Origin of the sequence: Bradyrhizobium brasilense, assembly GCF_029714345.1 — a bacterium.
GTDB classification, from domain to species: domain Bacteria; phylum Pseudomonadota; class Alphaproteobacteria; order Rhizobiales; family Xanthobacteraceae; genus Bradyrhizobium; species Bradyrhizobium australafricanum.
Genome location: NZ_CP121669.1, coordinates 352500 through 376217 on the forward strand (window position 1 = coordinate 352500; position 23718 = coordinate 376217).

At 63.8% G+C, this 23718-nt stretch carries 23 protein-coding genes; 15 read left to right on the top strand and 8 right to left on the bottom strand.

What is annotated here, in order from left to right:
- Positions 1 to 71 precede the first annotated feature (71 nt).
- Both QA635_RS01660 and QA635_RS01665 read left to right on the top strand, forming a co-directional pair.
- Positions 72 to 1811, top strand: coding sequence for a type I secretion system permease/ATPase (locus QA635_RS01660; RefSeq protein ID WP_283066423.1), 1740 nt, complete (start codon positions 72 to 74; stop codon positions 1809 to 1811).
- Positions 1808 to 3280: an HlyD family type I secretion periplasmic adaptor subunit gene (locus QA635_RS01665; protein ID WP_425249120.1), complete on the top strand. Its 1473-nt coding sequence runs from the start codon at positions 1808 to 1810 to the stop codon at positions 3278 to 3280. The genes QA635_RS01660 and QA635_RS01665 overlap by 4 nt, the downstream gene beginning before the upstream one ends.
- 15 nt (positions 3281 to 3295) lie before the next feature.
- Here the strand turns inward: QA635_RS01665 and QA635_RS01670 are convergent, their stop codons facing one another.
- The 3 genes from QA635_RS01670 to QA635_RS01680 all read right to left on the bottom strand — a co-directional run bounded on the left by QA635_RS01670 (position 3296) and on the right by QA635_RS01680 (position 5813).
- Positions 3296 to 4066: a response regulator transcription factor gene (locus QA635_RS01670; protein ID WP_253605580.1), complete on the bottom strand. Its 771-nt coding sequence runs from the start codon at positions 4064 to 4066 to the stop codon at positions 3296 to 3298.
- A 205-nt stretch (positions 4067 to 4271) separates the two neighbouring features.
- Entirely contained in the window at positions 4272 to 4856 is a 585-nt protein-coding gene (locus QA635_RS01675) for a hypothetical protein (RefSeq protein ID WP_283066427.1), read from the bottom strand.
- A gap of 192 nt (positions 4857 to 5048) precedes the next feature.
- Entirely contained in the window at positions 5049 to 5813 is a 765-nt protein-coding gene (locus QA635_RS01680) for a Crp/Fnr family transcriptional regulator (RefSeq protein WP_283066428.1), read from the bottom strand.
- 203 nt (positions 5814 to 6016) lie between these two features.
- Here QA635_RS01680 and QA635_RS01685 point away from each other — a divergent pair, with 203 nt between their 5' ends.
- On the top strand, positions 6017 to 6391 hold the full coding sequence (locus tag QA635_RS01685) for a response regulator (RefSeq protein ID WP_283066430.1): 375 nt from the start codon (positions 6017 to 6019) through the stop codon (positions 6389 to 6391).
- 92 nt (positions 6392 to 6483) lie between these two features.
- The gene (locus tag QA635_RS01690) at positions 6484 to 7605 is read left to right on the top strand and encodes a hypothetical protein (protein WP_283066432.1); all 1122 of its coding nucleotides are present in this window, start codon (positions 6484 to 6486) and stop codon (positions 7603 to 7605) included.
- Positions 7606 to 7627: 22 nt separating this feature from the next.
- On the opposite strand, the gene QA635_RS01695 is transcribed toward QA635_RS01690, so the two are convergent.
- The 3 genes from QA635_RS01695 to QA635_RS01705 form a co-directional block, all read right to left on the bottom strand.
- Entirely contained in the window at positions 7628 to 8389 is a 762-nt protein-coding gene (locus QA635_RS01695; protein WP_425249226.1) for an N-acetylmuramoyl-L-alanine amidase family protein, read from the bottom strand.
- Between the two features lie 543 nt (positions 8390 to 8932).
- Entirely contained in the window at positions 8933 to 10495 is a 1563-nt protein-coding gene (locus tag QA635_RS01700; RefSeq protein WP_283066434.1) for an alkaline phosphatase D family protein, read from the bottom strand.
- A gap of 181 nt (positions 10496 to 10676) precedes the next feature.
- On the bottom strand, positions 10677 to 12080 hold the full coding sequence (locus QA635_RS01705; RefSeq protein WP_283066436.1) for a TAXI family TRAP transporter solute-binding subunit: 1404 nt from the start codon (positions 12078 to 12080) through the stop codon (positions 10677 to 10679).
- A 212-nt stretch (positions 12081 to 12292) separates the two neighbouring features.
- On the opposite strand from QA635_RS01705, the gene QA635_RS01710 reads away from it, so the two are divergent.
- Positions 12293 to 12598 (top strand): 4a-hydroxytetrahydrobiopterin dehydratase, encoded by a 306-nt coding sequence (locus QA635_RS01710; protein WP_092087879.1) that lies wholly within the window; start codon positions 12293 to 12295, stop codon positions 12596 to 12598.
- 91 nt (positions 12599 to 12689) lie between these two features.
- The gene (locus QA635_RS01715; protein ID WP_283066437.1) at positions 12690 to 13067 is read left to right on the top strand and encodes a YkvA family protein; all 378 of its coding nucleotides are present in this window, start codon (positions 12690 to 12692) and stop codon (positions 13065 to 13067) included.
- A 249-nt stretch (positions 13068 to 13316) separates the two neighbouring features.
- Here the strand turns inward: QA635_RS01715 and QA635_RS01720 are convergent, their stop codons facing one another.
- Positions 13317 to 14297, bottom strand: a complete 981-nt coding sequence (locus tag QA635_RS01720) for an NADPH:quinone oxidoreductase family protein (RefSeq protein ID WP_283066439.1) — start codon at positions 14295 to 14297, stop codon at positions 13317 to 13319.
- A gap of 90 nt (positions 14298 to 14387) precedes the next feature.
- Between QA635_RS01720 and QA635_RS01725 the strand changes: the two genes are divergently transcribed.
- The 7 genes from QA635_RS01725 to argG all read left to right on the top strand — a co-directional run bounded on the left by QA635_RS01725 (position 14388) and on the right by argG (position 20570).
- Positions 14388 to 15224, top strand: a complete 837-nt coding sequence (locus QA635_RS01725) for an SDR family oxidoreductase (protein ID WP_283066441.1) — start codon at positions 14388 to 14390, stop codon at positions 15222 to 15224.
- Positions 15225 to 15378: 154 nt separating this feature from the next.
- Complete coding sequence (locus tag QA635_RS01730; protein WP_050383624.1) at positions 15379 to 15972, top strand: invasion associated locus B family protein; 594 nt, start codon at positions 15379 to 15381, stop codon at positions 15970 to 15972.
- Between the two features lie 125 nt (positions 15973 to 16097).
- Positions 16098 to 17312, top strand: a complete 1215-nt coding sequence (rlmN, locus tag QA635_RS01735; protein WP_092087850.1) for a dual-specificity RNA methyltransferase RlmN — start codon at positions 16098 to 16100, stop codon at positions 17310 to 17312.
- A gap of 150 nt (positions 17313 to 17462) precedes the next feature.
- Positions 17463 to 17948, top strand: coding sequence for a hypothetical protein (locus tag QA635_RS01740; protein WP_225163123.1), 486 nt, complete (start codon positions 17463 to 17465; stop codon positions 17946 to 17948).
- A gap of 19 nt (positions 17949 to 17967) precedes the next feature.
- Complete coding sequence (locus QA635_RS01745) at positions 17968 to 18270, top strand: hypothetical protein (protein ID WP_156436599.1); 303 nt, start codon at positions 17968 to 17970, stop codon at positions 18268 to 18270.
- A gap of 37 nt (positions 18271 to 18307) precedes the next feature.
- Positions 18308 to 19090 carry a phosphatase PAP2 family protein gene (locus QA635_RS01750; RefSeq protein ID WP_283066445.1) on the top strand — a complete coding sequence of 261 codons (783 nt, stop codon included), beginning with the start codon at positions 18308 to 18310 and terminating at the stop codon, positions 19088 to 19090.
- 142 nt (positions 19091 to 19232) lie between these two features.
- Complete coding sequence (gene argG / locus QA635_RS01755) at positions 19233 to 20570, top strand: argininosuccinate synthase (RefSeq protein WP_253605560.1); 1338 nt, start codon at positions 19233 to 19235, stop codon at positions 20568 to 20570.
- A gap of 169 nt (positions 20571 to 20739) precedes the next feature.
- Here the strand turns inward: argG and QA635_RS01760 are convergent, their stop codons facing one another.
- Positions 20740 to 21327, bottom strand: coding sequence for a TetR/AcrR family transcriptional regulator (locus QA635_RS01760; protein ID WP_092087858.1), 588 nt, complete (start codon positions 21325 to 21327; stop codon positions 20740 to 20742).
- Between the two features lie 96 nt (positions 21328 to 21423).
- On the opposite strand from QA635_RS01760, the gene QA635_RS01765 reads away from it, so the two are divergent.
- Together QA635_RS01765 and QA635_RS01770 are read left to right on the top strand one after the other, a co-directional pair.
- Positions 21424 to 21789, top strand: coding sequence for a nuclear transport factor 2 family protein (locus tag QA635_RS01765; protein ID WP_253605556.1), 366 nt, complete (start codon positions 21424 to 21426; stop codon positions 21787 to 21789).
- Positions 21790 to 21899: 110 nt separating this feature from the next.
- On the top strand, positions 21900 to 23657 hold the full coding sequence (locus tag QA635_RS01770; RefSeq protein ID WP_283066450.1) for an alkaline phosphatase: 1758 nt from the start codon (positions 21900 to 21902) through the stop codon (positions 23655 to 23657).
- Positions 23658 to 23718: the final 61 nt, after the last annotated feature.

The following is a 23718-nucleotide window of genomic DNA, read 5'->3' on the forward strand; positions in this document are numbered from 1 at the left end:
ATGCGCTTCTTGGCAGATCGCGTTGGCTGTCGGGCAAGTGCGCCGGACTTCGATTTCAGGCGGTGACGATCATGCTGATGCCGCCCATTCGGTTGCCTGTCCTGCCGCAGATCTCGACGCCACTGCACGCGGCCCTTTGGTCCTGTGCGGGACCGCTTGGTCTCGTATTCGCGTATAGCTGCAGCTACAACCTGCTTTTGTTTGCGCCCTCCATCTACCTTCTTCAGATCTACGACAGGGTGTTGTCGAGCCGGAGCGGCGACACGCTGCTCCTGCTCACGCTCATTGTCGCGATCACGGTCGTGGTCGGCGGCGTGTTCGATGCCTTGCGGCGCGCTGTCCTGGGTCGCCTTGGCGCCTGGCTCGACGATCGGCTCCGTCCTTGCGTGCTTTCGGCCAGCCTCGAATCCGCGTTTCGCAGCGATTGGACGCGGGCGTCGGACGCCTATCGGGATCTCACCGTGCTGCGCCAGTTCATCGATTCCGGCGCATGTCCGATGCTGTTCGACGCACTCTGGGCGCCCCTGTTCCTCCTGGTCCTCTTTCTCATCCATCCCCTGCTTGGCGTGGTAGGCGCCTGCTGCGTGGCTTTCCTCTTCGCTCTCACGGTTGCCGGAGATCTGGTTACCGAGGACGTTCTGCTCAGATCCGGCGCCGCGCTGTCCAGAAGCTACGGCCGCCTCCAGGCCGCCGCAGGCAACATCCACATGATCCGCGCCATGGGAATGCTCGATAGCGCTGCGCGCACGATCTACCATGACGCGCAGGAGGCACGCAGAGAGCACGATGTGGCAGTCCGGCGAAGCGAGATCGTGATGCTGGTCACCAAGCCGGTCCGCGCGCTGTCGCAGGTGTTGATAATGGGGGCTGCCGCGTGGCTTGTCCTCGATCACGGAAAGAGTCCGGCGATCATTTTTGCTTCGACACTGATGTTCAGCCGCGCGCTCGCGCCGGTCGAAAGTGCGATCGCAGGCTGGAAGTCACTCAGGACGGCCGTGAGTGCCTGTCAGCGGCTCGGCGCGGTTCTCGCCGCGTCCCCCGCCGCCGCCGGACGGCAGGATCCGGAGGTTTCGCAGCGGCAAGCATCGAGCGGTCTCGTTGTCGACAACGTCGGCGTGAGGCTATCGGGGACCAACCACCTTCTGCTGAACGGTGTCTCGTTCACGCTCGCGCGCGGAGAATGCCTTGGCGTTATCGGTGCGTCCGGGTCAGGCAAGTCGCTGCTTGGCCGGGTGATTGCCGGGCTGTCGACGCCAACCCATGGCTGTGTCCTGCTCGACAATACCGACGTCTCGCTGCTTCGCGAGGGCCTAAGCGGTCACCGTCTCGGTTATCTCCCCCAGGACATCGACCTGCTCGGCGATACGATAAGCGATATCATCGCACGGCTTGATGATGCCGATCGGCGGAAGGTCGTGGAAGCGGCCAAGCTGGTCGGAATTCATGAGGCGATCATGCGTCTGCCGAACGGGTACGACACGGTGATTCACCGTGAAAAATCCTTCTCGCGCGGATATCGGCAGCGCCTCGGTCTTGCCCGGGCCTTTTTCGGCGGTCCACGCCTGATCGTTCTCGACGAACCGAATGCCAGTCTCGATTACGGGGGCGAGCGAATGCTGCTGGACGCTATCGAGCGCATGAAGCTCGCCGGTGTCATCCTGGTCGTCGTCACTCATCGTATGGGTCTCCTCGCAGCCACAGACAAGATTGCCATTATGGAAGAGGGGGCGGTCGTCGCTTTCGGCGACAGCGAGGAAATCTTTGAGCGGCACCTGAGCCGACCCCAGGTTACATCGCGGACCGCGCCATGATCCGGAACCCTCTCACCATCTGGAAGCTTCCGACGATATCGAGGTTACCCACGATCTGGGACCAGCTCGTGCGAACGCCGGCAAGCCCCCCGCTCGCCGGACGGCTCGGAGTCGTGGTTACCGCGATCGACGATTTCGAGCCCCTCGAATATCCATGGTGTGCGACCCCGACACCCATCTCCCCGCGTAGACGGCTTCGCGGTATCACCCTGGCGGGCAACCTGCTGGTGCTCTGCTTCATGCTGGGGCTTGGCACATGGGCGTGCCTCGCGCCTCTCGAGAGCGCCGCGATCGCTTCCGGCGTGGTGGAATCAGAATCGAGCCGCAAGACGATTCAGCACCTGGAAGGTGGGATCGTCAGGAAGATCCTGGTTGCGGACGGCGATATCGTGCGAAGCGGACAGACGCTGATCGCGCTGGACGACACCCGGCCCGGTTCGGAGGTGCAAAGCCTTCAAGGCCAGTTGTGGGACGCAATTGCTCGTGCCGCACGGCTTCAGGCCGAGCAGCAGAACTTTGAGAGCATCGCAATCCCGAGCGCGCTGGAACAGGACAGCAAGCGAAATGGGGTGGCCGCCGCCGCAGTATCGGCGCAGCAGTTCATTTTTCAGGCGCGCCGGCAGGTTCATGAGTCGCAGCTTGCGGTCATTCGCGAACGGAGGCTTCAAGTCGAGAGGGAGATCGAAGGTCTCAAGGCTCAGCAGAACGCCACCGGGCAGCGCGTCGACATCGTCCGGGAAGAACTGGATATGGTTACGACGCTCGTGAACAAGGGACTCGAACGGCGGCCGCGACTTCTGAACCTGCAACGTGAACTGGCCGACGTTGAAGGTCGCCGCGGCGAAATCACCGCGCAGATTTCTCGCGCCGGGCAGGTCATCAGCGAGCAGCAGGCCACCTTGTTCAAGCTCGAGAGCGATAGGCAGAACGAGATCGCACAGTCGCTTCGTGAAGCACAGAACCAGATATTCCAGCTCCGCGAGCGGTTGCTTGCGGCCAGGGATCAGCTATCGCGAACGGAGGTGAAGGCGCCTGAGGACGGCGTGATAACCGACTTGCGGATTCATACGACGGGCGGCGTCATCGGGGCGGGTGCTCCGCTCATGGAGCTGGTGCCGCGGCAAGACCGCCTCATCGTGACCGCCCGCCTGAGGCCCGAGGACATTGATGTGGTTCATCCCGGCCTCAATGCCGAGGTGCATCTCGTGCCGTACAATCAGCGTCGCGTACCGCGCCTGAAGGGAACCGTCGTGCACGTATCGGCAGACCGGCTACTCGACAAGCGTACCGACCAGCCATACTACGCGACCAAGATCCGGATCGACGACGCGCAGATCGCCGCAAACGACTTCCAGATCGTCCCCGGTATGCCGGTTCAGGTGTTCATCACCACGGGGCGCGGTACCGTCGCACTTTACGCGCTCAGGCCCCTGCTCGACAGCTTCCGCGGTGCATTCAGAGAGGATTGATCCCGCTCAGGGTGACTAGGTCTCCGGCATTGGGGCTGTGCCCGGGTCGTGATCGCGATTCTGCGCGAGCGACCGGCCGCGCCAGCGGAGGACCGCTTCCGTGCGATTGTGAGCGGCACATTTCCTCATGATATGCTGAATGTGCATTTTGACGGTGCTTTCCGAGAGCTTCAATTTGGCTGCGATCAGCTTGTTGGGCAGGCCGAGCTCCAATTCCGCCAGAACGTGCTGCTCTCGGGGCGTGAGATCGCTCCTGTCGATGGCCGCCCTGGCTGCCTCGTTCATCAGATATGCGGACGCAAGCCCGCGCGCGTCCGGCGGATCGAAACCCGGCATCCTGTTCATTTCGGCGACCGGCAACGGCCTGTAGACGCCGCCGACAAGAACAAGGCGCAGGCCGGCTATGACGACCTCGATTGGTAGCGAGGTGGGAAGAAAGCCGCGAACACCCCGCTGCATCGCGGCTTGTGCGGTCGGCTCGTCGTCATGGTTCGACAGGATTGCGACGGCGGCGTTGGGACAGTGCTCGGCCACGAAGGCAAGATCGTCCTCGACCGAGGGATCGCCGATGGGCTTGTCCGCGATGCTCAGCAGCACCAGACGAACGTCGCGGGCCGACATGCAGTCCAGGCCCTGGACCGTTGCCATGTCGAGGATCTCGAAGTCGGCCAATTCCCGTCTGAGGACGTTGAGAATACATGTGCGCGGCAACAGGTGCGGCTCGATGATCACCAGAACCGGTACGTGAAGCGCTCCATTGAGCCGTTTTGAGGTTATGTCGTCCATGATTTCCTCGGAATGAAAAGAATTTCTGCGACAGTCCCATCGATCCGTATTGCGCATTTACCGTTGCGGCATTCATCCTGAATGCATCATCACGCGCAGCCCCGACATCAGGATCGCATCCATTGCGGGATAGCCTGGCGCCTCGGTGGAAATTCTTTCCGATCAAATCATTTGGACGCGCGCCGCGGCGCGGTCGACGCATCCCCTATTTGCAGATATTTCGATACGCCGTTGACGCCGCCGACCCCGACTTGCCGTCGACGACATATGCTTCATCCTCCTTCACAAGATACAGAAACGGCCTCCCTCCAGTCTCTCCGCCCGACGCACTTCTTCCTTTCACGCGCCCGCAAATCGTGTCCACGGCGCGTCCGAACGTGTTCTTTCGCATGGCGCGCTTCATGTCGCTGAATTCGGCCGATCCCGGATCCTCTATCTGCGCCGCAATCGTGACCTTCGCTTTGGTGAGGACAGGATCTGCTGTGTCCGCGGCGTGTTCCGGTGTCGGGACGTTGATCCTCGTCCGCGGGGACGCCGCCTTGGCGAGGTCGGGCGGTCCGTGTTTCTTCGATGATGGTCTCCTGCCGGATTTTGCCGGGGTTGCAGAATTCGATTTGACGATCGCAGGCGCAGGCGCTAACGCCGCCGGCATTGGCTCTGTGGGTCGGGCGGCTGCAACCTTGTCGAAACAGGGTCTTGACCCACACCCAAGGAAATACCCTCGGGAAGGCGCAAACCAGCCAAAGCCGACCAGGATTCCTGCCAGCGCTCCGACAACAAGCAGTCCCATCCGATTCCCCTCCTCGGGAGCTCGGCTCGCACTCATAACTAGGACTAATTCCGCGCTGGTGATCCTATCTGTTGCGCAAAAGCGTTAAGCGCTCATTAAGCGCGCGGGGTCGGGGCGATAGGACGAACCCCTACGGCGATGTCGGGTTTAGCGTCGGCTTCCGGAAGCATGGCGGATGCGACGAAACACACCCTAGTTCGCCGGGTTGTCCTCGCTGGGATACACGCCGCGCAGCACTTCCTCGAAATGATCCTTGACGGCGTCGTTGCACAGGCAGGAGCGCTGCCGCAGCTTGTCCGCGTCGCGGATCACGATCGCGCCGCGACGCGTCTCCAGCACGCCTTCCGCCTTGAAGTTCTGGATCACGCGGCTGGTGTAGCTGCGGCCGACGCCAAGCAAGGTCGAGAGCTGTTCATGGGTAAGCGGCACCATGCCGTTGCCATTGGTGCGCTCCATCGCCGAGATGATCCATTTCGCCGCGCGCTGCTCGATCGAGTGGATCGCATTGCAGGCGGTCGACTGGAAAATCTGCGCCAGCATGCAGTCGGCATAACGCGCGAAGATGTTGCGCACGGAGATCGACGTCAGCTTGGCGGCGTCGAGCTTGCTGACCGGCAGCCGGGCGAACGGGCCGCCGAACTTGACGGTGATGCGGGTGTAGGCCGGCAGGAAGCCCTGGCTGACGATGCCGCCGACCGCGCCCTCGCGACCGACCAGGATGGTCTCGACATCGCGGCCGTCCTCATTGGGCACCATGTAGGACGCAAGGCTCGGCCCGCATGGAAAATGCACGGTCTGGACGTCGTCGCCGGGATTGTAGAGCAGATCGCCGGCCGCGGCCTCGACCAAGGCAAGGTGCGGCGCGATCAGTTCGTAATCGGCGGCGTTCAGCCGGCGCAAAAGATTGTTGAACGGCCGGTCACTCGTCCCGGCCAACTCGGTCCGTTTCGTGATCATTGGAAATCCTGAGAACCCAACGCGGACCATAATCGGAAAGTTCCCGGATTTATGTTCACTAGTGAACAGACGCGGCAGCCCGCGATGTGATGGGTTTCACCTCGGGAACAGCCGGCGTGCTTTCAGGCGCCGGTCGCGGGCCAATCCGGCCGGACTGATCCGGTCTTTTCATCCATGCTTTAAAAAACGGAAACTGGCACGCCATGGACTTCACCCCCAATGCCGGCATGCCCGGCGACGTCCTCGTGGTTGAGGACGATCCGATCATCTCGCTCTATTTCGAGGACACCATCCTCGGCTTCGGCGCCCGGACGGTGCGCACCGCCGCGAACGTCGCCCGGGCGCTCGAGCTGATCGCCGAACGCGCGCCGGATTTCGCGCTGCTCGACGTCGGCCTCGTCAGGGGCGAGAAGACGTTCGCGATCGCCGAGCGGCTGGATGTGCTGAAGGTGCCGTTCGCTTTCGTCACGGGTTACGGTGCGGATATCCGGCTGCCGGCATCGCTCGCCGACAAGCCGCGACTGACCAAGCCGTGCTCGAGCGAGGCGCTGGAGGCGGCGCTGCGAAACGGACGTTGACGCATTGCCGGCTTCGGCCTCGCCGTCGGCGGGCTCGTCGTCTACGATCCGACCTGTCGGATTCGGCGACGCAAGCGCTTCGGGAAAGCGTCATGGTGATCAGGATATTTGCCGCGCCCGCAGCCGCGCTCGCTCTCGGGCTGCTGCTAGCGCCGCCGTTCGGCTCGGCCGTCGTCGGTCGCTTCGTGTCGCCAGCTCTCGCTACGCCGGCCGCACTCTCGAGCGAGCAATCGGCCGCGCTTGAGACCTATGACAAAGCCCTGAAGGGCTTCGAGTCGATCCTGCGCCAGCGCCGCGCGCAGATCGATTCGAAGCAGCCGCTGCCCGACTTGCCGGGCCAGGCGATCTATCTGGCCCGTGTCGAGATGATGAGCGCCTACAAGGACCTCACCGATGCGCTTCCGTCCAGGATTGGAAGACCCAACAGATTCGGAATCCCCCCGGCCTACTTCAACGCCGACAATGAGCCGCTGCTCGATGAGTACAGGAAGCTCTTCGACGTCATGGAGGCCCCGCCCGCCGGTGCGCAAACATCCGATACGCCATTCAAGGACGTGGTCGATCTGGCGACGGTGATCGCGCGGGCCAAGGGTCTTGACGCCGCCGACGCCGCCGTCGCGGGCCGTATCAGCCTCGGCCTCTTCTTTGCCGAGACGAACGGCAAGCAGAATGCGGGCAATGCACGATCGAACACCTATAAAGGAAGCCTGCAGACCGGCCCGTCCGAGGATCGCGACGGCCGAAGGAAATGGGCCGCCATCAAGGGGTCGATCGCGACGCTCGATCCTGCACTGAGCCGTCGCGACGACCGGGAAGAGGCGCGGGTCGGCAACCTCGACCACAGGTTCAATCACTGGACCGCCGTGCGGGACGGCCTCATGAACGCACACGCCGAACTTTTCCCGCAGGTCGCGGCGATCCAGAAAGCGCTGCCGGACCCGATCGATCAGATGAAGGTCTTTGAGCTGATCCAGATCATTCCCACGCCGACCAGGGCAGCGCTCAAATCGGGCAACCTCGTCGGCTACAGAATTTCCGATCCCAGGATCATGCGATATCTGCGCAACAACAGCGTCTTCGCGTTCGGCCGGGCCGACCGGGCAAGAACATCCGCGACCTTCCGCGAGATCCTCGATGCGATGTGGCTGTTCAACGCCAAGTTCGAGCAGGCGCTTGCCAAGTTCACGGAGATCAAGTCGGGCAAGCCGGGCTGAGGAGGAGTTGATCGCTCGGCCGTCAGGGTGGACCGAGCAGCGCCCATCGCGGCTCGCAGAATTCCTTCACGGCGGAAGCGACGCTGCTGCTGATGAGGTTTTGGCGCTCGGGCGAGTCCATCTCGCGTTCCTCGTCCCGGTTGATGATCGAGCCCGCCTCCAGCAGGATCGCGGGCATCGCGGTCTTTCTCAGCACGATGAGTTCATCATTGCTGTAGACGCCGGTATCCTTGTTCAGCAACGGGTGCTGGTAACGACCCATGATGGCCTGGCTGTATTGCTCGGCATAATGCAGGCCCTGGGCCTTCATTTCCCCGGCGACCAGTTCGGCGAACCGGAGGCTGGTCTTGAAGTCCGGATTGTCCCGGGAGACGAACACGGAGTAGCCGCTGAAGCGGTCGCTGAAGTGGCTTTTCTTGCCCTCGAACTCCCAGTCCTCGAGCATCTTGTTGGGCACGGAGTCATGGTGGATCGACAGCAGCAGATCCGCGTGCAGATTGTTGGCGGCGGCGACCCGCTTGAAGAGGCTCGGTCTCGCTTTGCCTTCGGTCAGCAGTAGCCTGGTTTCGGCAAAGCCTTCGGCCTTCAACCTCTCCTCGATCAGCTTCGCAAGGCGCAGGTTGAAGGTGAACTCGGCGACATTCCGCGCGCTGATCGCGCCTTCCGATTGCGCGGTATGTCCGACATCCAGCACGATCCGGAACGTCGCGGGATCGCATTTGGCAGCGGCCGGCTTGAGAGCTGAAAGCGGCAGGGTGACTGGCCCAAGGGCGGCCAGCCGCATGGCGCGGTGCTTGGGTGGAGCGCGGTGCCTCGCCAATTTGCCGGCCCTTGTCGCCTTCGCGCGCTTCGGCGACTTGGCATGCTTGGGTGAGCTCTTGAAGAGATCGGGCAGCCAGCCGGCATCGCTGACTTCGATCGGCAGCAGCGCGAACACTGCGATCGCGACGACCAACAAGCGGCGAGGCCGAAACCTCGCAACGCTACCACCGAGCACGCGAAAGAATTCGCAGCGCCTCATGCTCCGCCCCTCCGGGCCCCCAGCATAACGGCTCTGACATCGGTACCGGAAGATGCCGGGGAGGTCCATCCCCGGCAATCGCGTTGCCGCGCCTTGGCAAGGCCGTCAAGACGAAGAGTCCGGTTCCGTCCTGGCTGGGACCGAACTAGTGTCCCGAATCCGAAGTTCGCATCATTTGCCGCACCTTCGGAGCGAACTTCGGATTCGATAAGGACACTAGCAAACTTATGATTCTAGTGTGCTTTATGAATGCGAAGTTCGTGAAAGTGGCTGCCGCGAAATCGCACGAACTTCGCATTCAGCACACTAGACCGGCTTCGGGTCGAGGGTGATCGCCCACAGCTCGGCGTCGACGCGGTCGCGCAGGCTCACCGTCATCTGCCCGCTCTTGCCGTCGATCTTGACGTGGCCGAAGAACTGCATGCCCGCCGACGGCGGCAGGTTCTGGTTGCCTTCGCCCGGCGCCTTGATGAACTTGACCTCGGGGCCGAAGGTGTTGTCGAGCTCGTTCGGACCGAACGTGCCGGCATGCAGCGGGCCGGAGACGAATTCCCAGAACGGATCGAACTCCTGGAACTGGGCCTTGTTCGGGTTGTAGTAGTGCGCGGCGGCGTAATGCACGTCGGCGGTCAGCCACACCGTGTTGACGATTCCCGCGGTCTTGATGAAACGCAGGATGTCAGCGATCTCGAGCTCGCGGCCGCGCGCCGGGCCATCGCCCTGCGCAAAGGCTTCCGAGCCCTTCTTGTTGGCGGCATCGTCATAGACGATCAGCGAGAGCGGCATGTCGGAGGCGATCACCTTCCAGGTGGCGCGCGAGTTGAGCAGCGCGCGCTTCAGCCAGGCCATCTGGTCCGGGCCGATGAAATAGGCGTCGGGGCCGTACTGCTCCTGCAGGTTCGGGCCGTTGGGGCCGCGATAGCTGCGCTCATCGAGCATGAAGACGTCGAGATGCGGACCGTAGCTCAGCGTGCGATAGACGCGGCCCGGCTCGACGATGCTCTCGCGCATCGGATACATCTCGTGGAAGGCCTTTGCCGCGCGCGCCGCGAGCACGGTGATGTCGCGCTCCTTGTAGACCGCCGGCAGCTGCTTCGACAGCGACCAGTTGTTGGTCACCTCGTGATCGTCCCACTGCACGAAGATCGGCACCTCGGCATTGAAGGCGCGGACGTTGTTGTCGAGGAAGTTATACTTGTGGGCGGCCCGGTATTCGTCGAGCGTCTCGGCGACCTTGGCCTTCTCGGGGATCGTGACGTTCTTCCAGATCTTGCCGTCGGGAAGCTTCACCTCGGACGGGATCACGCCGTCGGCGTAGATCGTGTCGCCGGAGTGCAGAAGGAAATCCGGAGCGTGCTTCTTCATCGCGGCGAAGGTGATCATGCCGCCGTCGTCGGGATTGATGCCCCAGCCCTGGCCGGCGACATCGCCGCCCCACACGAAGGAGACGTCGCGGCGATCGCTCGGCGCGGTGCGGAAGCGTCCGACCACCGGCTCGCCGACGATGTCGATATGGGCGAGGTCGCGGAAGCGGACGCGATAGAAGATGTCCTGGCCGGAGGGCAGGTTCTCCAGCAGCATCTTGGCGGTGAAGTCGCTCTCGGGCAGCGCCGTGATCGGCGGCAGCGTATGGGCGTCCTTGAACGATTCAGTGGTCGCGACCTCGACCATCATCTGCGACGGCCGGTCCGCGCGCGCCCACACCACGCCGCCGTCGACGCCGACATCGCCGGACTGCACGCCATGGGTGATCACGGGACGGTCGGCGGCGCGCGACAGATAGGGCATCGCAATCACGCCGGCGCCGGCCGCAGCCGCCGTGGAGAGAAAGCGTCGGCGGGTGAGATTTCGCGAGAACCGGATCGTCATGGGGAGCCTCCTCAGGTCACAGCGACAATGCGCCGCAGGCGCGCCAAGACCTAGAAAAATTCCATGACGGAGAGATTACAGCGGTGGGAGTGCGGGACGTAAGGGAAGCACATCTGTCAGGCTCCCTCTCCCGCGTGCGGGGGAGGCAAGGGGAGTTTGCGGATAAAGATTGGCGGCGCCCCTACGCCGTGCCCGCCGCCCTGAACTGCGTGGCAGTCCGTTGCAAATTCTGCGGCATGCTGAACAGCAGCGCCTTGCGGTCGGCGACAGCGTTATGAAGCTGCTCGAGCGCGATGTTGAACGCGGTCAGCGTGCCTTCCTCGATCGCGCCGTGCTCGAAACAGTCCAGCGTGTGGCGCAGGATGTCGTCGGCCTCCGCCTGCATCTGGTCGAGTTCCTCGATCGAATCGCTGTGCCGCGCGGCTTTCAGCATCTCCAGCAGGCGTTCGCGCTGCGAGGTGTTGGTGTTGCGCTCGTCCTGCTTGAGATAGCCGGCGAACCACGCACCGGCCGAGCCCATCGCCGAGAACGCCATCAGACTCCACCAGATGTAGTCGCTGTAGCGGTCGAGGAAGGTTTTTTCCTCGCCGTCGACAAACGCGGCGGCGCCCGGATGCACCGGAATGGTGGCGTCCTTGTCGGTGTCCGGCGTCTCGATCTTGGCGGCGAGCGGGAAATCGGTCTTGAGCGACTGCCGGATCGCGAACAATTGCCGCGTGAATGCCGCGACCGTCGAGTCCGACAGGCCCTTCCGCGCAACGATGTGGTGCGAGAAGCTAATCGTCTTCACCTCATCATCGGGCCGGTCGGCGGAGCCGAGCGAGCCGGCGGGGATTTCCGCGGCCTCATAGGCCGGATGGTTCTGCGCGATCGCCTCGGAGGCGTCGATCGCAAGGAAGCTGGGCTCGCCGCCGTCGCGGACCGACGCCGTGATCGCATCGATCGTGATCTTGCTGTTGGCCGGGCCGACGGCGAGATAGGCGTCGGCCTTGAGATTCTTGATCGCTTCCGCCGCCTCATTGGCCGGGAATTGAACGATCTCGACCTTCATCGGGTCGACGCCGTATTGCGTCAGGATCAGCTTCAGCAGATTGACATTGGCCGGGGTGCGGCCGACGACGCCGATCTTGCGGCCGGCGAGCTGCGCGATCTTGGTGATCCGCGCGGATTTCCGAACCTTGCCCTTGGCGGGCGGAACCCACATCACCACGACATTCTTGCGCAGGGTCGCGACCGCCTGGGCATTCTTCGGCACCTCGAGATCGCCGCGGATGATGGCGAGATCGGCCTTGCCGTCGGCCAGCGTCTGGGCGCTGGCGGTAGCGCCCTCGGTCTGCACCGGCCTCAGCTTGACCTGGGTGTTCTGCTGGTTGTTGAAGGCCTGCGCCAGCGCCTGCACGACCTTGACGTCATCGCTGTTGGCGGGACCGACCGCGATCCGCAGCGTCACCGGACGCACGGCGAAATAATAGCCGGCCAGCAACGTGCCGATGATGGCCAGCGCGCCCGCGATCAAAACGAACATCAGCCGCCGCTTTGCCGAGCGCAGCGGCTTGGGCGACATGCTGGCGGAGCCGTCTGTCATCGATCTCGCAAACAATCGTCGGGGCTCAATCTCGCAAAACTACCAACGCGCATACATCCTCTATGTGTAGCAAATTACTGAATGGACAGATGTTACAACTCCGTCATGGTTACCAGCGGCGATAGGACGCGATTTCGGCCTTAATTTGGGCGTGGATCCCATCCCGGAGGCCGTTGTTAGGCTAAAGTCGGCGTCAAACGGGAGAGTTTACCATGGTCGAACGGCTGTCAGCGGAGGCGAGGAAGGCCGCCCTTTGGGAACTGGCCGGCTGGTCGGAGGCGTCCGGCCGCGAGGCGATCGCCAAGACTTTCGTGTTCAAGGACTTCAACGAGGCCTTCGGGTTCATGGCCCGCGCCGCCTTGGTCGCCGAGAAGAGCGACCATCACCCCGAGTGGAAAAACGTCTACAAGACCGTCGAGGTGGTGCTGTCGACCCACGATGTCGGCGGGGTGACCAAGCGCGACATCGACCTCGCCAAGGCCATGAACGCGATCGCAAGGCAGCTTGGGGTCAGTTGACCCCGGCGCGTGGAACCTTGCGCGGGTCCGCCGATATCCCCAGATTCGCATCGTCCGCCGCCGAATTGGCGCGGCGTCGAGGAACCTTGCGATGACATCGAGCGAACACGGCGCGGGATTTGGGCCTGCCGATCGGCTGGCGCAGGATCCTGAGAGCGTGCGCCGCCGTTTCTGGATCAAGTTCAAGAAGGTGGTGGCGAGCCTGCCCTTCGCGGAGGACCTGCTGGCCGCCTATTACTGCGCCTTCGACCGGCAGACGCCGCGCCATGTGCAGGCGGCGCTGCTCGGGGCGATCGCCTATTTCATCCTGCCGTTCGATTTCGTGCCCGACATGCTGCCGATCCTCGGCTTCACCGATGACGCCGCAGTGCTCGCAACCGCGCTCCGCATGGTGGCAAGCCACATCACGCCGGAGCATCGCGATGCCGCCCGCGCCGCGCTGAAGCGCGGGGTGCCTGCGGAGGAGTGATGTTCTAACCTCCCCTTGAAAAGGGGAGGTCGCTTTGCTCCACAGAGCAAAGCGGGTGGGGATCTGCTCTCTCGGCTTGCAGCGTCGTCTGCGGCGACCCCCATCCCGACCTTCCCCCTTTCAGGGGGAAGGAGAAGAACCTGTAGCCCGGATGAAGCGAAGCGTAATCCGGGGGTGCTCCAACCGCGGATGGCTCGGTCCCGGATTTCGCTTCGCTTCATCCGGGCTACCAAGTTACCGAACCCGTGCTCAGCTTCCCGGGTGCAGGATCACCTTGCCCATCGCCTTGCGGCCGGCGAGCACCTTCAGGGCTTCTGATGTCTGCGACAACGGGAAGGTGCGGTCGACATGCGAGGAGATCTTGCCTTCCGCGGTCCACTGCACGAGCTTCTCGAGGTTCTTGCGGTTCTTGTCCGGATTCTGCCGCGCCCAGGCGCCCCAGAACACGCCGCGGATATCGCAGCCCTTCAGCAGTGCGAGGTTGAGCGGGATCTTCGGAATGTCACCGGCGGCAAAGCCGATCACCAGGAAGCGGCCTTCCCATGCGGTCGAGCGCAGCGCGGCCTCGGCGTAGGAGCCGCCGACCGGATCGAACACGATGTCGGCGCCCTTGCCGCCCGTCAGCTTGCGCAGGCCTTCCTTGAGATCTTCCTTGGCATAGTTCAGCGTCAGCTCGGCGCCGTGCTGCTTGGCGAATGCCAGCTTCTCGTCCGACGAGGCGCAGGCAATCACCTTCAACCCCATCAGTTTGCCGAGCTCGCACGCAGCAAGGCCGGTGCCACCGGCGGCCCCCAGCACCGCGAGCGTCTCGCCCGGCTTCGGGCTCGCGCGATCTTCCAGCGCATGCAGCGCGGTGCCGTAGATGATGATGATGCCGGCGGCGCGGTCGTAGTCGAGATTGTCGGGAATCTTCACGATCGAATTCGCCGGCAGCGCGATCTTGTCGCGCGCGCCGTTGTGGCCGCAGGAAGCGACGACGCGATCGCCGACCTTCAGGTCAGTGACGCCTGCCCCGATGCTTTCGATCACGCCGGCAACTTCGGCAGCCGGCGAGAACGGGAACGGCGGCTTGATCTGGTACTTGCCCTGGATCATCAGGATGTCGAAGAAATTCAGCGCCGCCGCCTTGATCGCGATCACGGCTTCGCCGGGACCTGCCACCGGATCGGGCACGTCAGCCAGCACGAGATCGTCGGGTTGACAGTATTGCGAGCAGAGGATGGCTTTCATGGACACACCTGAGTTTCGGACGCAAAAGGAGCTGAAAGCTTCATGCCGGATTTGCGGCGGAGCGACAATACAGTGCGGAGGGATCAAACTATGTTTGAAAAAGGCCTGCTAGCGAAAAAGCGCATCCTGATCACCGGCGGCGGCTCCGGCCTTGGCGCTGCCATGGGCTACCGCTTCGCCGAACTCGGCGCCGAACTGATTATCTGCGGGCGGCGCGAGGGGCTGCTGGAGGAAACCGCAGCAAAATTCCGCAGCGAGCTCGGCGCCAAGGTTTCCATCGCGCGCTGCGATATCCGCGACGGTGCGGCGGTCGAAGCGATGATGGACCAGGTCTGGCAGGACGCGCCGATCGACATTCTCGTCAACAATGCTGCCGCAACCTTTATTGCGCAGAGCGAACATTTGTCATTCCGTGCGGCGGACGCGATCCTCGCGCCGACACTGCATGGCACGATGTACTGCACGCTCGCCGCCGGCCGCCGCTGGATCGACGGCAAGCACAAGGGCGTGGTGCTCTCGATCCTGTCGACCTCGACCATCACCGGCCGCGCGTTCACGGTGCCGTCCTCGATGGCCAAGACCGCGGTGCTGGCGATGACCAAGAGCCTTGCGGTGGAGTGGGGCCCGAAAGGCATCCGCACCGTCGCGATCGCGCCCGGCGCGTTCCCGACCGCCGGCGCGACCGGACAGTTGCGCCCCGAAGGGCGCGGCGAGAACTGGGCGCATCGCAATCCGCTCGGCCGCGCCGGCGAGCATTCGGAGCTCGCCAATCTCGCGACCTTCCTGATCTCGGATCAGGCCGGCTACCTCAACGGCGAGATGGTGGTGCAGGATGGCGGCTCGCACTTACGCAGTTCCGGTGCCGAGGACCTGCTGCAATGGACCGATGCGCAGTGGGAGAAGCAGCGCGCTGCGCGCGCCAAGTGATAACGCGTCGCGATTACGCGCCCGACGGTGAGCGGCGTTCGCCTTTCGGCCTAACTGCCTTCCCAAAAAAGCGTTTCCCGGTTATCCATCCGAGCCGGCGGAGGGGAATCGCCGGGCCATCTTGCAGTCACAATGATGGGGGAACCAGTTGGCCGTGCGGCAGATTCTGACATCACTGGTTGCTTGTATCCTGTGCGGGTTCATCACCCTCGCGCCGGCGCAGGCTGCGCCCAAGAAGGATACGGCCAAGGAAGCGGCCAAGCCGGCGCCTTCGGCTGCCGCGGCTGCGGCCGGCGGCGCGGAGCCGACGCTGATCGGCCAATTCGGGACCTGGGGCGCGTACACGGCATCGCCCAACGGCAAGAAGGTGTGCTTTGCGCTCGCCAAGCCGTCGTCGTCGAAGACCAATCCGGCGAACCGGCCGCGTGATCCGGCCTATGCCTTCATCTCCACCCGTCCGGCGGAGAAGGTCGTCAACGAAGTCTCGATCATGATCGGCTACACGGTGAAGCCGGGCTCCGAATCGACGCTTCAGGTCGGCGGCGGGACCTATGCGATGTACACGCAGGGCGACGGCCTCTGGATCAAGAATGCGGCCGAGGAGGAGCGGATGGTGGAATCCATGCGCAAATCGGCCGAACTGACGGTAAAAGCCGTCTCGGCCAAGGGCACCGAGACGACAGACACCTTCTCGCTGAAGGGCCTGGCGCAGGCGCTCGACCGGCTCGGGCAGGACTGCCGGCGCTAGAGCATGATCCGGAAAAGTGTGAAGCGATTTTCCGGAAAGATCATGCTCTAAAAATCGACTTAAGGCCTGAAATCGAGGTATTTGGTGGCTTTCCAGTACCGGCTGGAAGGCCTATTTGAGGTTTCATGACCGACACTGTGACCACCCATGCCGTCTCCGGCGCCAGCGCGCTGGTCGAGAAGGTTCCGCTCGAGACCTATGTGCCGCCGGCCAAGCCGTCGCTGATCGGGCTGTCGCGCGCCGAGATCGCCGAGCGCCTGGGCGAGATCGGGGTGCAGGCCGGCCAGCGCAAGATGCGCACCCAGCAGCTCTGGAACTGGATGTATTTCCGCGGCGCCAAGAGCTTTGCCGAGATGACCAACGTCTCGAAGGACATGCGCGCCGAGCTCGAGAAGCATTTTACCGTCGACCGTCCCGAAGTGGTCGCCGAGCAGATCTCCAACGACGGCACCCGAAAATGGCTGCTGCGGCTGCCGAGCGGCGACAAGGTCGAGCGGCCGCACGAGGTCGAGTGCGTCTACATCCCCGAGACCGATCGCGGCACGCTGTGCGTTTCCTCGCAGGTCGGTTGCACGCTGAATTGCGCGTTCTGCCACACCGGCACGCAGCGGCTGGTGCGCAACCTCACCGCCGGCGAGATCGTTGGCCAGGTGATGGTGGCGCGCGACCGGCTGAATGACTGGGCCGACCGCGAGGACGGCACGCGCCGCGTCACCAACATCGTGATGATGGGGATGGGCGAGCCGCTCTACAATTTCGACGCGGTGCGCGATGCGCTGCTGATCGTCGCCGACAATGAGGGCATCGGCATTTCGCGTCGGCGCATCACGCTGTCGACCTCTGGCGTGGTGCCGAACATCCAGCGCACCGGTGACGAGATCGGCGTGATGCTCGCGATCTCGCTGCATGCGGTGCGCGACGAGCTGCGCAACGAGCTGGTGCCGCTGAACCGCAAATATCCGATCAAGGAATTGCTGCAAGCCTGCCGCGATTATCCCGGCGCCTCCAACGCCCGGCGCATCACCTTCGAATATGTGATGCTCAAGGGGGTCAACGATTCGCTCGATGACGCCAAGCTCCTGGTGAAGCTGCTCAAGGGCATTCCGGCGAAGATCAATCTGATCCCGTTCAATCCCTGGCCGGGCACCGCCTACGAATGCTCGGACTGGGAGCAGATCGAAAAATTCTCCGAATACATCTTCAACGCCGGCTACTCCTCGCCGGTGCGCACGCCGCGCGGCCGCGACATCCTCGCCGCCTGCGGCCAGCTCAAGTCGGAGACCGAAAAGCTCTCGGCCCGCGAGCGCCAGGCGCTGCGCGCGATGGCGATGACGGATTGAGTGTGTTTCCATATTTCGTCATGGCCGGGCTTGTCCCGGCCATCCACGTCTTAGCTTTCTCCGCGAGAAGACGTGGATGCCCGGGACAAGCCCGGGCATGACGGAGGAGAGGCTAGTGCCTGGCTTGATGTTCGATGATGGGATGACCCGATGGCCCTGATCGGCCGCCTGTTCGTCGTCGCCTTCGGCTTCCTGATGGCCTGCTTCGTGGCAGGGATCATCGTGGTCGTCGCGGTGCTGTATCCCGAGATCAGCGATTTCGGCGGGCAGATCGACCAGAGCGCGATCAATGTCGTGCTCGGTTTCGGCTTCATCTTCATCTCGGGCTTTGCGCTGCTGCCTGCGCTGATCGTGGTGCTGATCACCGAGGCGTTCTTCATCCGGAGCGTGCTGGCCTATGCCGTCGGCGGCGCGATCGTCGGCGCGGCGTGCTATCTCGGCCTGGTTCCGTTCGATCCCGACATGATGCAATTCCATGGCATCGTGCGCCGGCACATGGAGATCATGACCGGGGCCGGCATCGTCGCGGGCCTGGTCTACTGGCTGATCGCCGGCCGCACCGCCGGCGCCTGGCGCGAGCCGGCGCGACCGTTGCCGCCGCCCCCGCCATTGCCGTCGCAATCGCAGCGGCCGTGACCTCGTCCAGAGTGCCAACATGGATTCGAACCAGAGAGCCGCATCCGCAATCTTGGGAAGCGTGATAAGCGCGCAGTCGGGCAAATTGTCACTTCCCGAGCTTGAGCGAGATATCCTCGCTCAATTGCCGGCGATCGACTCAACCTTGCCCAGAGCGACCCGGGAACTTCTGGATGGACTAGTATTGAGCGTTTTTCAGGCGCAGACGAAAAATGGTGCTGCAGCGCTCAATACTCCGCGGCAGTTTAACTACGACGAAAATGAAGGTGTCGATCACCTGTTTGATCAAGCGGCAAATGCCCTTCGGGCTTACTTGAAATGATTGCGCCACCTCATCCGCCTCGGCTAAACCGCGCGCCATGAACCGGACCGGACTTTTCATCGCGCTGGCGCTGGCGCTCATCGTCGGCATCTTGTTCGGGATCTATCCCGAGCTCGACCTGAAGCTGGCGGCGCTGTTCTACGATGTGGCGCAGAAAACCTTCCCGCTGAAGCTCGACGCGGTGGCGTCGTTTGCGCGCGATGCGGCGATGTGGATCGCCTGGGCGCTGGTGCTGCCGGCGATCGTGACCATCGTCTGGAAATTCATCCGCCCGGACCGGCCGATGCTGATGTCCGGCCGCGCCGCGGTGTTCTTGCTCACCACGATGCTGCTCTCGGCCGGCGTGCTCACCAATTTCACCTTCAAGAATTATTGGGGCCGGCCGCGGCCGGTGTTCGTGACGCAGTTCGGCGGCGACCTGCAATTCATGCCGTGGTGGGACCCGCGCGGCGGCTGCCCGCGCAACTGCTCGTTCTTCTCCGGCGAGGGCGCCACCGCGTTCTGGACCTATGCACCGGCGGCGCTGACGCCGCCCGCGTGGCGGCCGCTGGCCTTTGCCGGGGCCACTGTGTTCGGCATCGTCACCAGCGGGCTTCGCATGGCCTTTGGCGGCCATTTTTTCACCGATGTGGCGATCGCGGGCCTGGTGTCGTTCTTCACGGTCTGGCTGTTCTACGCGCTGATCTACCGCTGGGCAGCGACCCGGCTGACCGACGCCCAGGTCGATGCCGCGCTGACGCGCCTTGCGATGCCCGGCTACCGGTGGATGCAGCGCTGGCGCCGGGGCGGCAAGGCGGCGTCCAGCCAGACCGAGGCCTGATTTGGGCCTGATTAAAGGCGTGCTCAGCCTTCGGAAATTTGATATTCGCCGCAGAGCATGATCCGGAAAAGTGGAAGCCGGTTTTCCGAAAGATCATGCTCAAAACAGAAACATCATTGATTTCGACCGATTGGACCGTCCCATGAGTACGATTCTGAAAAGCCTGCCCACTGGCGAAAAAGTCGGCATCGCGTTCTCGGGCGGGCTCGACACCTCAGCGGCGCTGCTCTGGATGAAGCTGAAGGGCGCCAAGGTCTTCGCCTATACCGCCAATCTCGGCCAGCCCGACGAGGCCGACTACGACGCGATCCCGCGCAAGGCGATGGATTTCGGCGCCGAGAAGGCCCGCCTGGTCGATTGCCGCACCCAGCTGGTCCATGAGGGCATCGCCGCGATCCAGTCCGGCGCGTTCCACATCTCGACCGGCGGCATCACCTATTTCAACACCACGCCGCTCGGCCGCGCGGTGACCGGCACGATGCTGGTCGCGGCGATGCAGGAGGACGGTGTCAACATCTGGGGCGACGGCTCGACCTTCAAGGGCAACGACATCGAGCGCTTCTATCGCTACGGCCTGCTGACCAACCCGAGCCTGCGCATCTACAAGCCCTGGCTCGACCAGCAGTTCATCGACGAGCTTGGCGGCCGCGCCGAGATGTCGGCGTTCATGACCGCGCAAGGCTTCGCCTACAAGATGAGCGCGGAGAAGGCCTATTCGACCGACAGCAATCTGCTCGGCGCGACGCATGAGGCCAAGGATCTCGAGAGCCTTGCGAGCGGCATCACCATCGTCAACCCGATCATGGGCGTGCCGTTCTGGCGCGCCGATTGCGACGTCAAGGCCGAGAAGGTCGTGGTGCGCTTCGAGGAGGGCCAGCCGGTCGCGCTGAACGGCAAGACGTTTGCAGATCCGGTCGCGCTGTTCCTCGAGGCCAATGCGATCGGCGGCCGCCACGGCCTCGGCATGAGCGACCAGATCGAGAATCGCATCATCGAGGCCAAGAGCCGCGGCATCTACGAGGCGCCCGGCATGGCGCTGCTGCACATCGCCTATGAGCGTCTCGTCACCGGCATCCACAACGAAGATACGATCGAGCAGTACCGCATCAGCGGCATGCGGCTCGGCCGCTTGCTCTATCAGGGCCGCTGGTTCGATTCGCAGGCCTTGATGCTGCGCGAGACCGCGCAGCGCTGGGTGGCACGCGCCGTCACCGGCGAGGTGACGCTCGAGCTGCGCCGCGGCAACGACTACTCGATATCAAACACCGAGAGCCCGAACCTCACCTATGCGCCGGAGCGGCTCAGCATGGAGAAGGTCGAGGACGCCGCCTTCACACCGGCCGACCGCATCGGCCAGCTGACGATGCGCAACCTCGACATTGCTGACACCCGCGCCAAGCTCGGCCTGTACAACAAGACCGGCCTCATCTCGAGCGACGAAGGCTCGCAGATCTTCCAGCTCGAGAACGACAAGGACTGAGATGGTGGGCGGGTAGACACAAACTCGGTGTCGTCCCGGCGAAAGTCGGGACCCATAACCACGACCCTCAATTGTTGCGCAACGCTGGGGCCACAGCGCGCTTCGACAACGTTACCCTGTGGTTATGGGTCCCTGCTTTCGCAGGGACGACCCGGGGATGGATGTTGGCCTACTTCATCCTGAGCGCATCGAGCAGCGAGCGGAACGCCCGCGCGTAGTCGGTGCCGGTCTTGCCGATGTCCGGCCCCGCGGAGACCGCGACCGCGGCTTCCGTCACCGCGCCGAGCAACAGCCGCGCCAGCGGCTCGATCGGCTGCCTGGCGATCACGCCGGCGTCCATCGCGGCGGCCAGCGCGCGCGGAAACTTGCCGCCGAAATGTTTCGCGTCGATCTCGCGCCAGCGTTCCCAGCCGAGCACGGCGGGGCCGTCGCGCAAGATGATCTGGCCGGTCGGGCCTTTCGAGCACGCCGCGAAATAGCCCTGCGTGCCCGCCGCCATCGCCGCCAGCGGATCGTTCTCGGCGCGCGAGATGCGGTCGAGATCGGCAACAAGGTCGATCGACACCTGCTCGAACACCGCCTCGAACACCGCCTCCTTGGTCGCGAAGTGATGATAGACCGCGCCCTTGGCGACACGCGCGCCGGCGGCGATGTCGTCCATCGTCGCAGCGGCGAAGCCGCGCTCGCCAAAAATGCGCCGCGCCGCCTTGACGATGGCGGCTCTGGTTTTCTCGCGCCGTTCGGCCTGGGTTGCCATGGCGCATCTCTAGCCCAGTTCCAGACGCAAGCCAATTGACTTACCGACTACCAGTCGATAAATACCGACTATAAGTCGGTAAATGGAGAATGCCCGATGCCCTCGCTCAGGACGTTGCAAGCCTTCGCCGACACGGTCGAGTCCAACGACCATGTCGGCGCGATCAGGAATTTCTATTCAGTCGATGCCCGCACCCAGGAGAATGACGGTGAGTGGCGCGTCGGCCGCGGGGCGCTGGCGGCGCGCGAGGCGGCGGTGCTGGCCGCGGTCGCCGGCGTCAAGACCACGCGGCTCGGGCCGCTCCTGCTTGACGGCGATCATTCGGCGATCTGCTGGCGCTTCGAATTCACCGGCAAGGACGGCAAGGTCCGCAGCATGGAGGAGGTCGCCTGGCAGACCTGGCGCGGCGAGGAGCTGGTCGAAGAGCGCTTCTTCTACGATCCGCAGCAGATGGCGCGCTGAAATCACGCCGGCCTTGCGGCAATACGCCCCGGCGCGCCTCATTGCGCCGTCATCCGCCGCAACTAGCCTCCGCTCCGATGCGCATGATGCGCGAGAGCGGAGCATCGATCATGATCAAGCAAGTTGCCGGTATGGCCGTCACGCTGGCGTTGTCGGCAGCGCCGGCGTTCGCCCAGACGATCTATCCGATCGATCGCGCCGACATCCTCGTCGGCGCCAAATTCGACTTCAAGGTCGAGCTTCCGGGGGTGGTCGATCAAGCAAAGCTCAAGGTCACGCTGAACGGCGCGGACTATGCCGCGGTGTTCGGCCAGGGCGGCACATTCACCGCGCGCGAGGCCGGCCGGGAGCAGTCGGCGCTGTTGCTGCGCGATGTCTCGCTCGCCAAGCCCGGGCAAGTCGCCGTCGAAGTCAGCGACGGCACGCAGAGCCGGAAGGTGACCTGGACCGTCTACGACACCGGGGCACGCAAGGCCAGGAACGTGATCCTGTTCATCGGCGACGGGATGTCGCCGTCGCACCGCGTCGCCGCGCGAATCCTCTCCAAGGGAATCGCGGAGGGCAAGAGCCGCGGCAAGCTTGCGATCGACGACATGCCGCATATGGCGCTGGTCGCGACCGCAGGCTCGGACTCGATCATCACCGATTCGGCGAATGCCGCGAGCGCTTACGCCACCGGCCACAAGGCCGCGGTCAATGCGCTCGGCGTCTACGCCGATCGCACGCCCGATCCGCTCGACGATCCGAGGGTCGAGACCATCGCGAGCCTTGCCAAGCGCCGGGCGGGCCTCGCCGTCGGCATCGTCACCAACACCGAGGTCGAGGACGCGACGCCGGCGGCGATGGTTGCGCATACCCGCCGCCGCGCCGCCTATGACGCGATCGTCGCGCAATATTTCGATGCGAAACCCGACGTGCTGATGGGTGGCGGCTCCGCGAACTTCCTGCCGCAATCCGCGTCCGGATCGAAACGCAAGGACGATGTCGACTATCTGGCGCGCTTCCGCGACGCCGGCTATCCGGTCGCGACGACCGCAGGCGAACTCGCCACGCTCGCGGCCAAACCGGACAGCCGCCAACTGCTCGGCCTGTTCGCCGCCGGCAACATGGACGGCGCGCTCGACCGCAAGTTCCTGAGGGGCGGCGGCGTCAGGAAATTCCCCGAGCAGCCGGACCTGACCGAGCAGATTCAGGCCGCGCTCACGGTGCTGTCGAAACACGAGGCCGGTTTCTTCCTGATGGTCGAGTCCGGCCTGATCGACAAATACGCCCATCTGCTCGACATGGAGCGCGCAATCTACGACACCATCATGCTCGACAATGCGGTGCGGCTGGCAAAGGACTGGGCGAAAGCGCGCAACGACGACACGCTGATCCTGGTCGTGGCCGATCACAACCATCCGAACAGCCTGGTCGGCACCATCAATGACGACATGGCGGCGACACCCAACGTGCCGCTGCGCGAGCGCGTCGGTGTCTACGAGAAAGCCGGGTTCCCGAACTATCCGGCGCCGGACGCCGAAGGTTATCCGTCACGCGTCGATGTCAGCCGGCGGCTTGCAATCTTCTCCGCCAGCCTGCCGGATCACTACGAGACGTTCCGCCCGAAACTCGACGATCCGAACGAGCCGACCGTGAAGGGCGACCAGCCCGACACGTTCAAGGCCAATGACAAGTACAAGGATGTCCCCGGCGTCGTGCTGCGCTTCGGCAATCTGCCGGCGATGATCGGCGCCAGCGTGCATTCCGGCGAGGACGTCATTCTCACCGCGACGGGCCCGGGCAGCGAGCGCGTCCACGGCTCGATGGACAACACCGAAGTGTTCCGCGTGATGGTCGAGGCGCTGGGACTGGGTGCGGAGAAATAGCTCAAACGTGCCGCAGGCATGAAAATGGCCGGGATCGCTCCCGGCCATTCCGTCGCGTCAT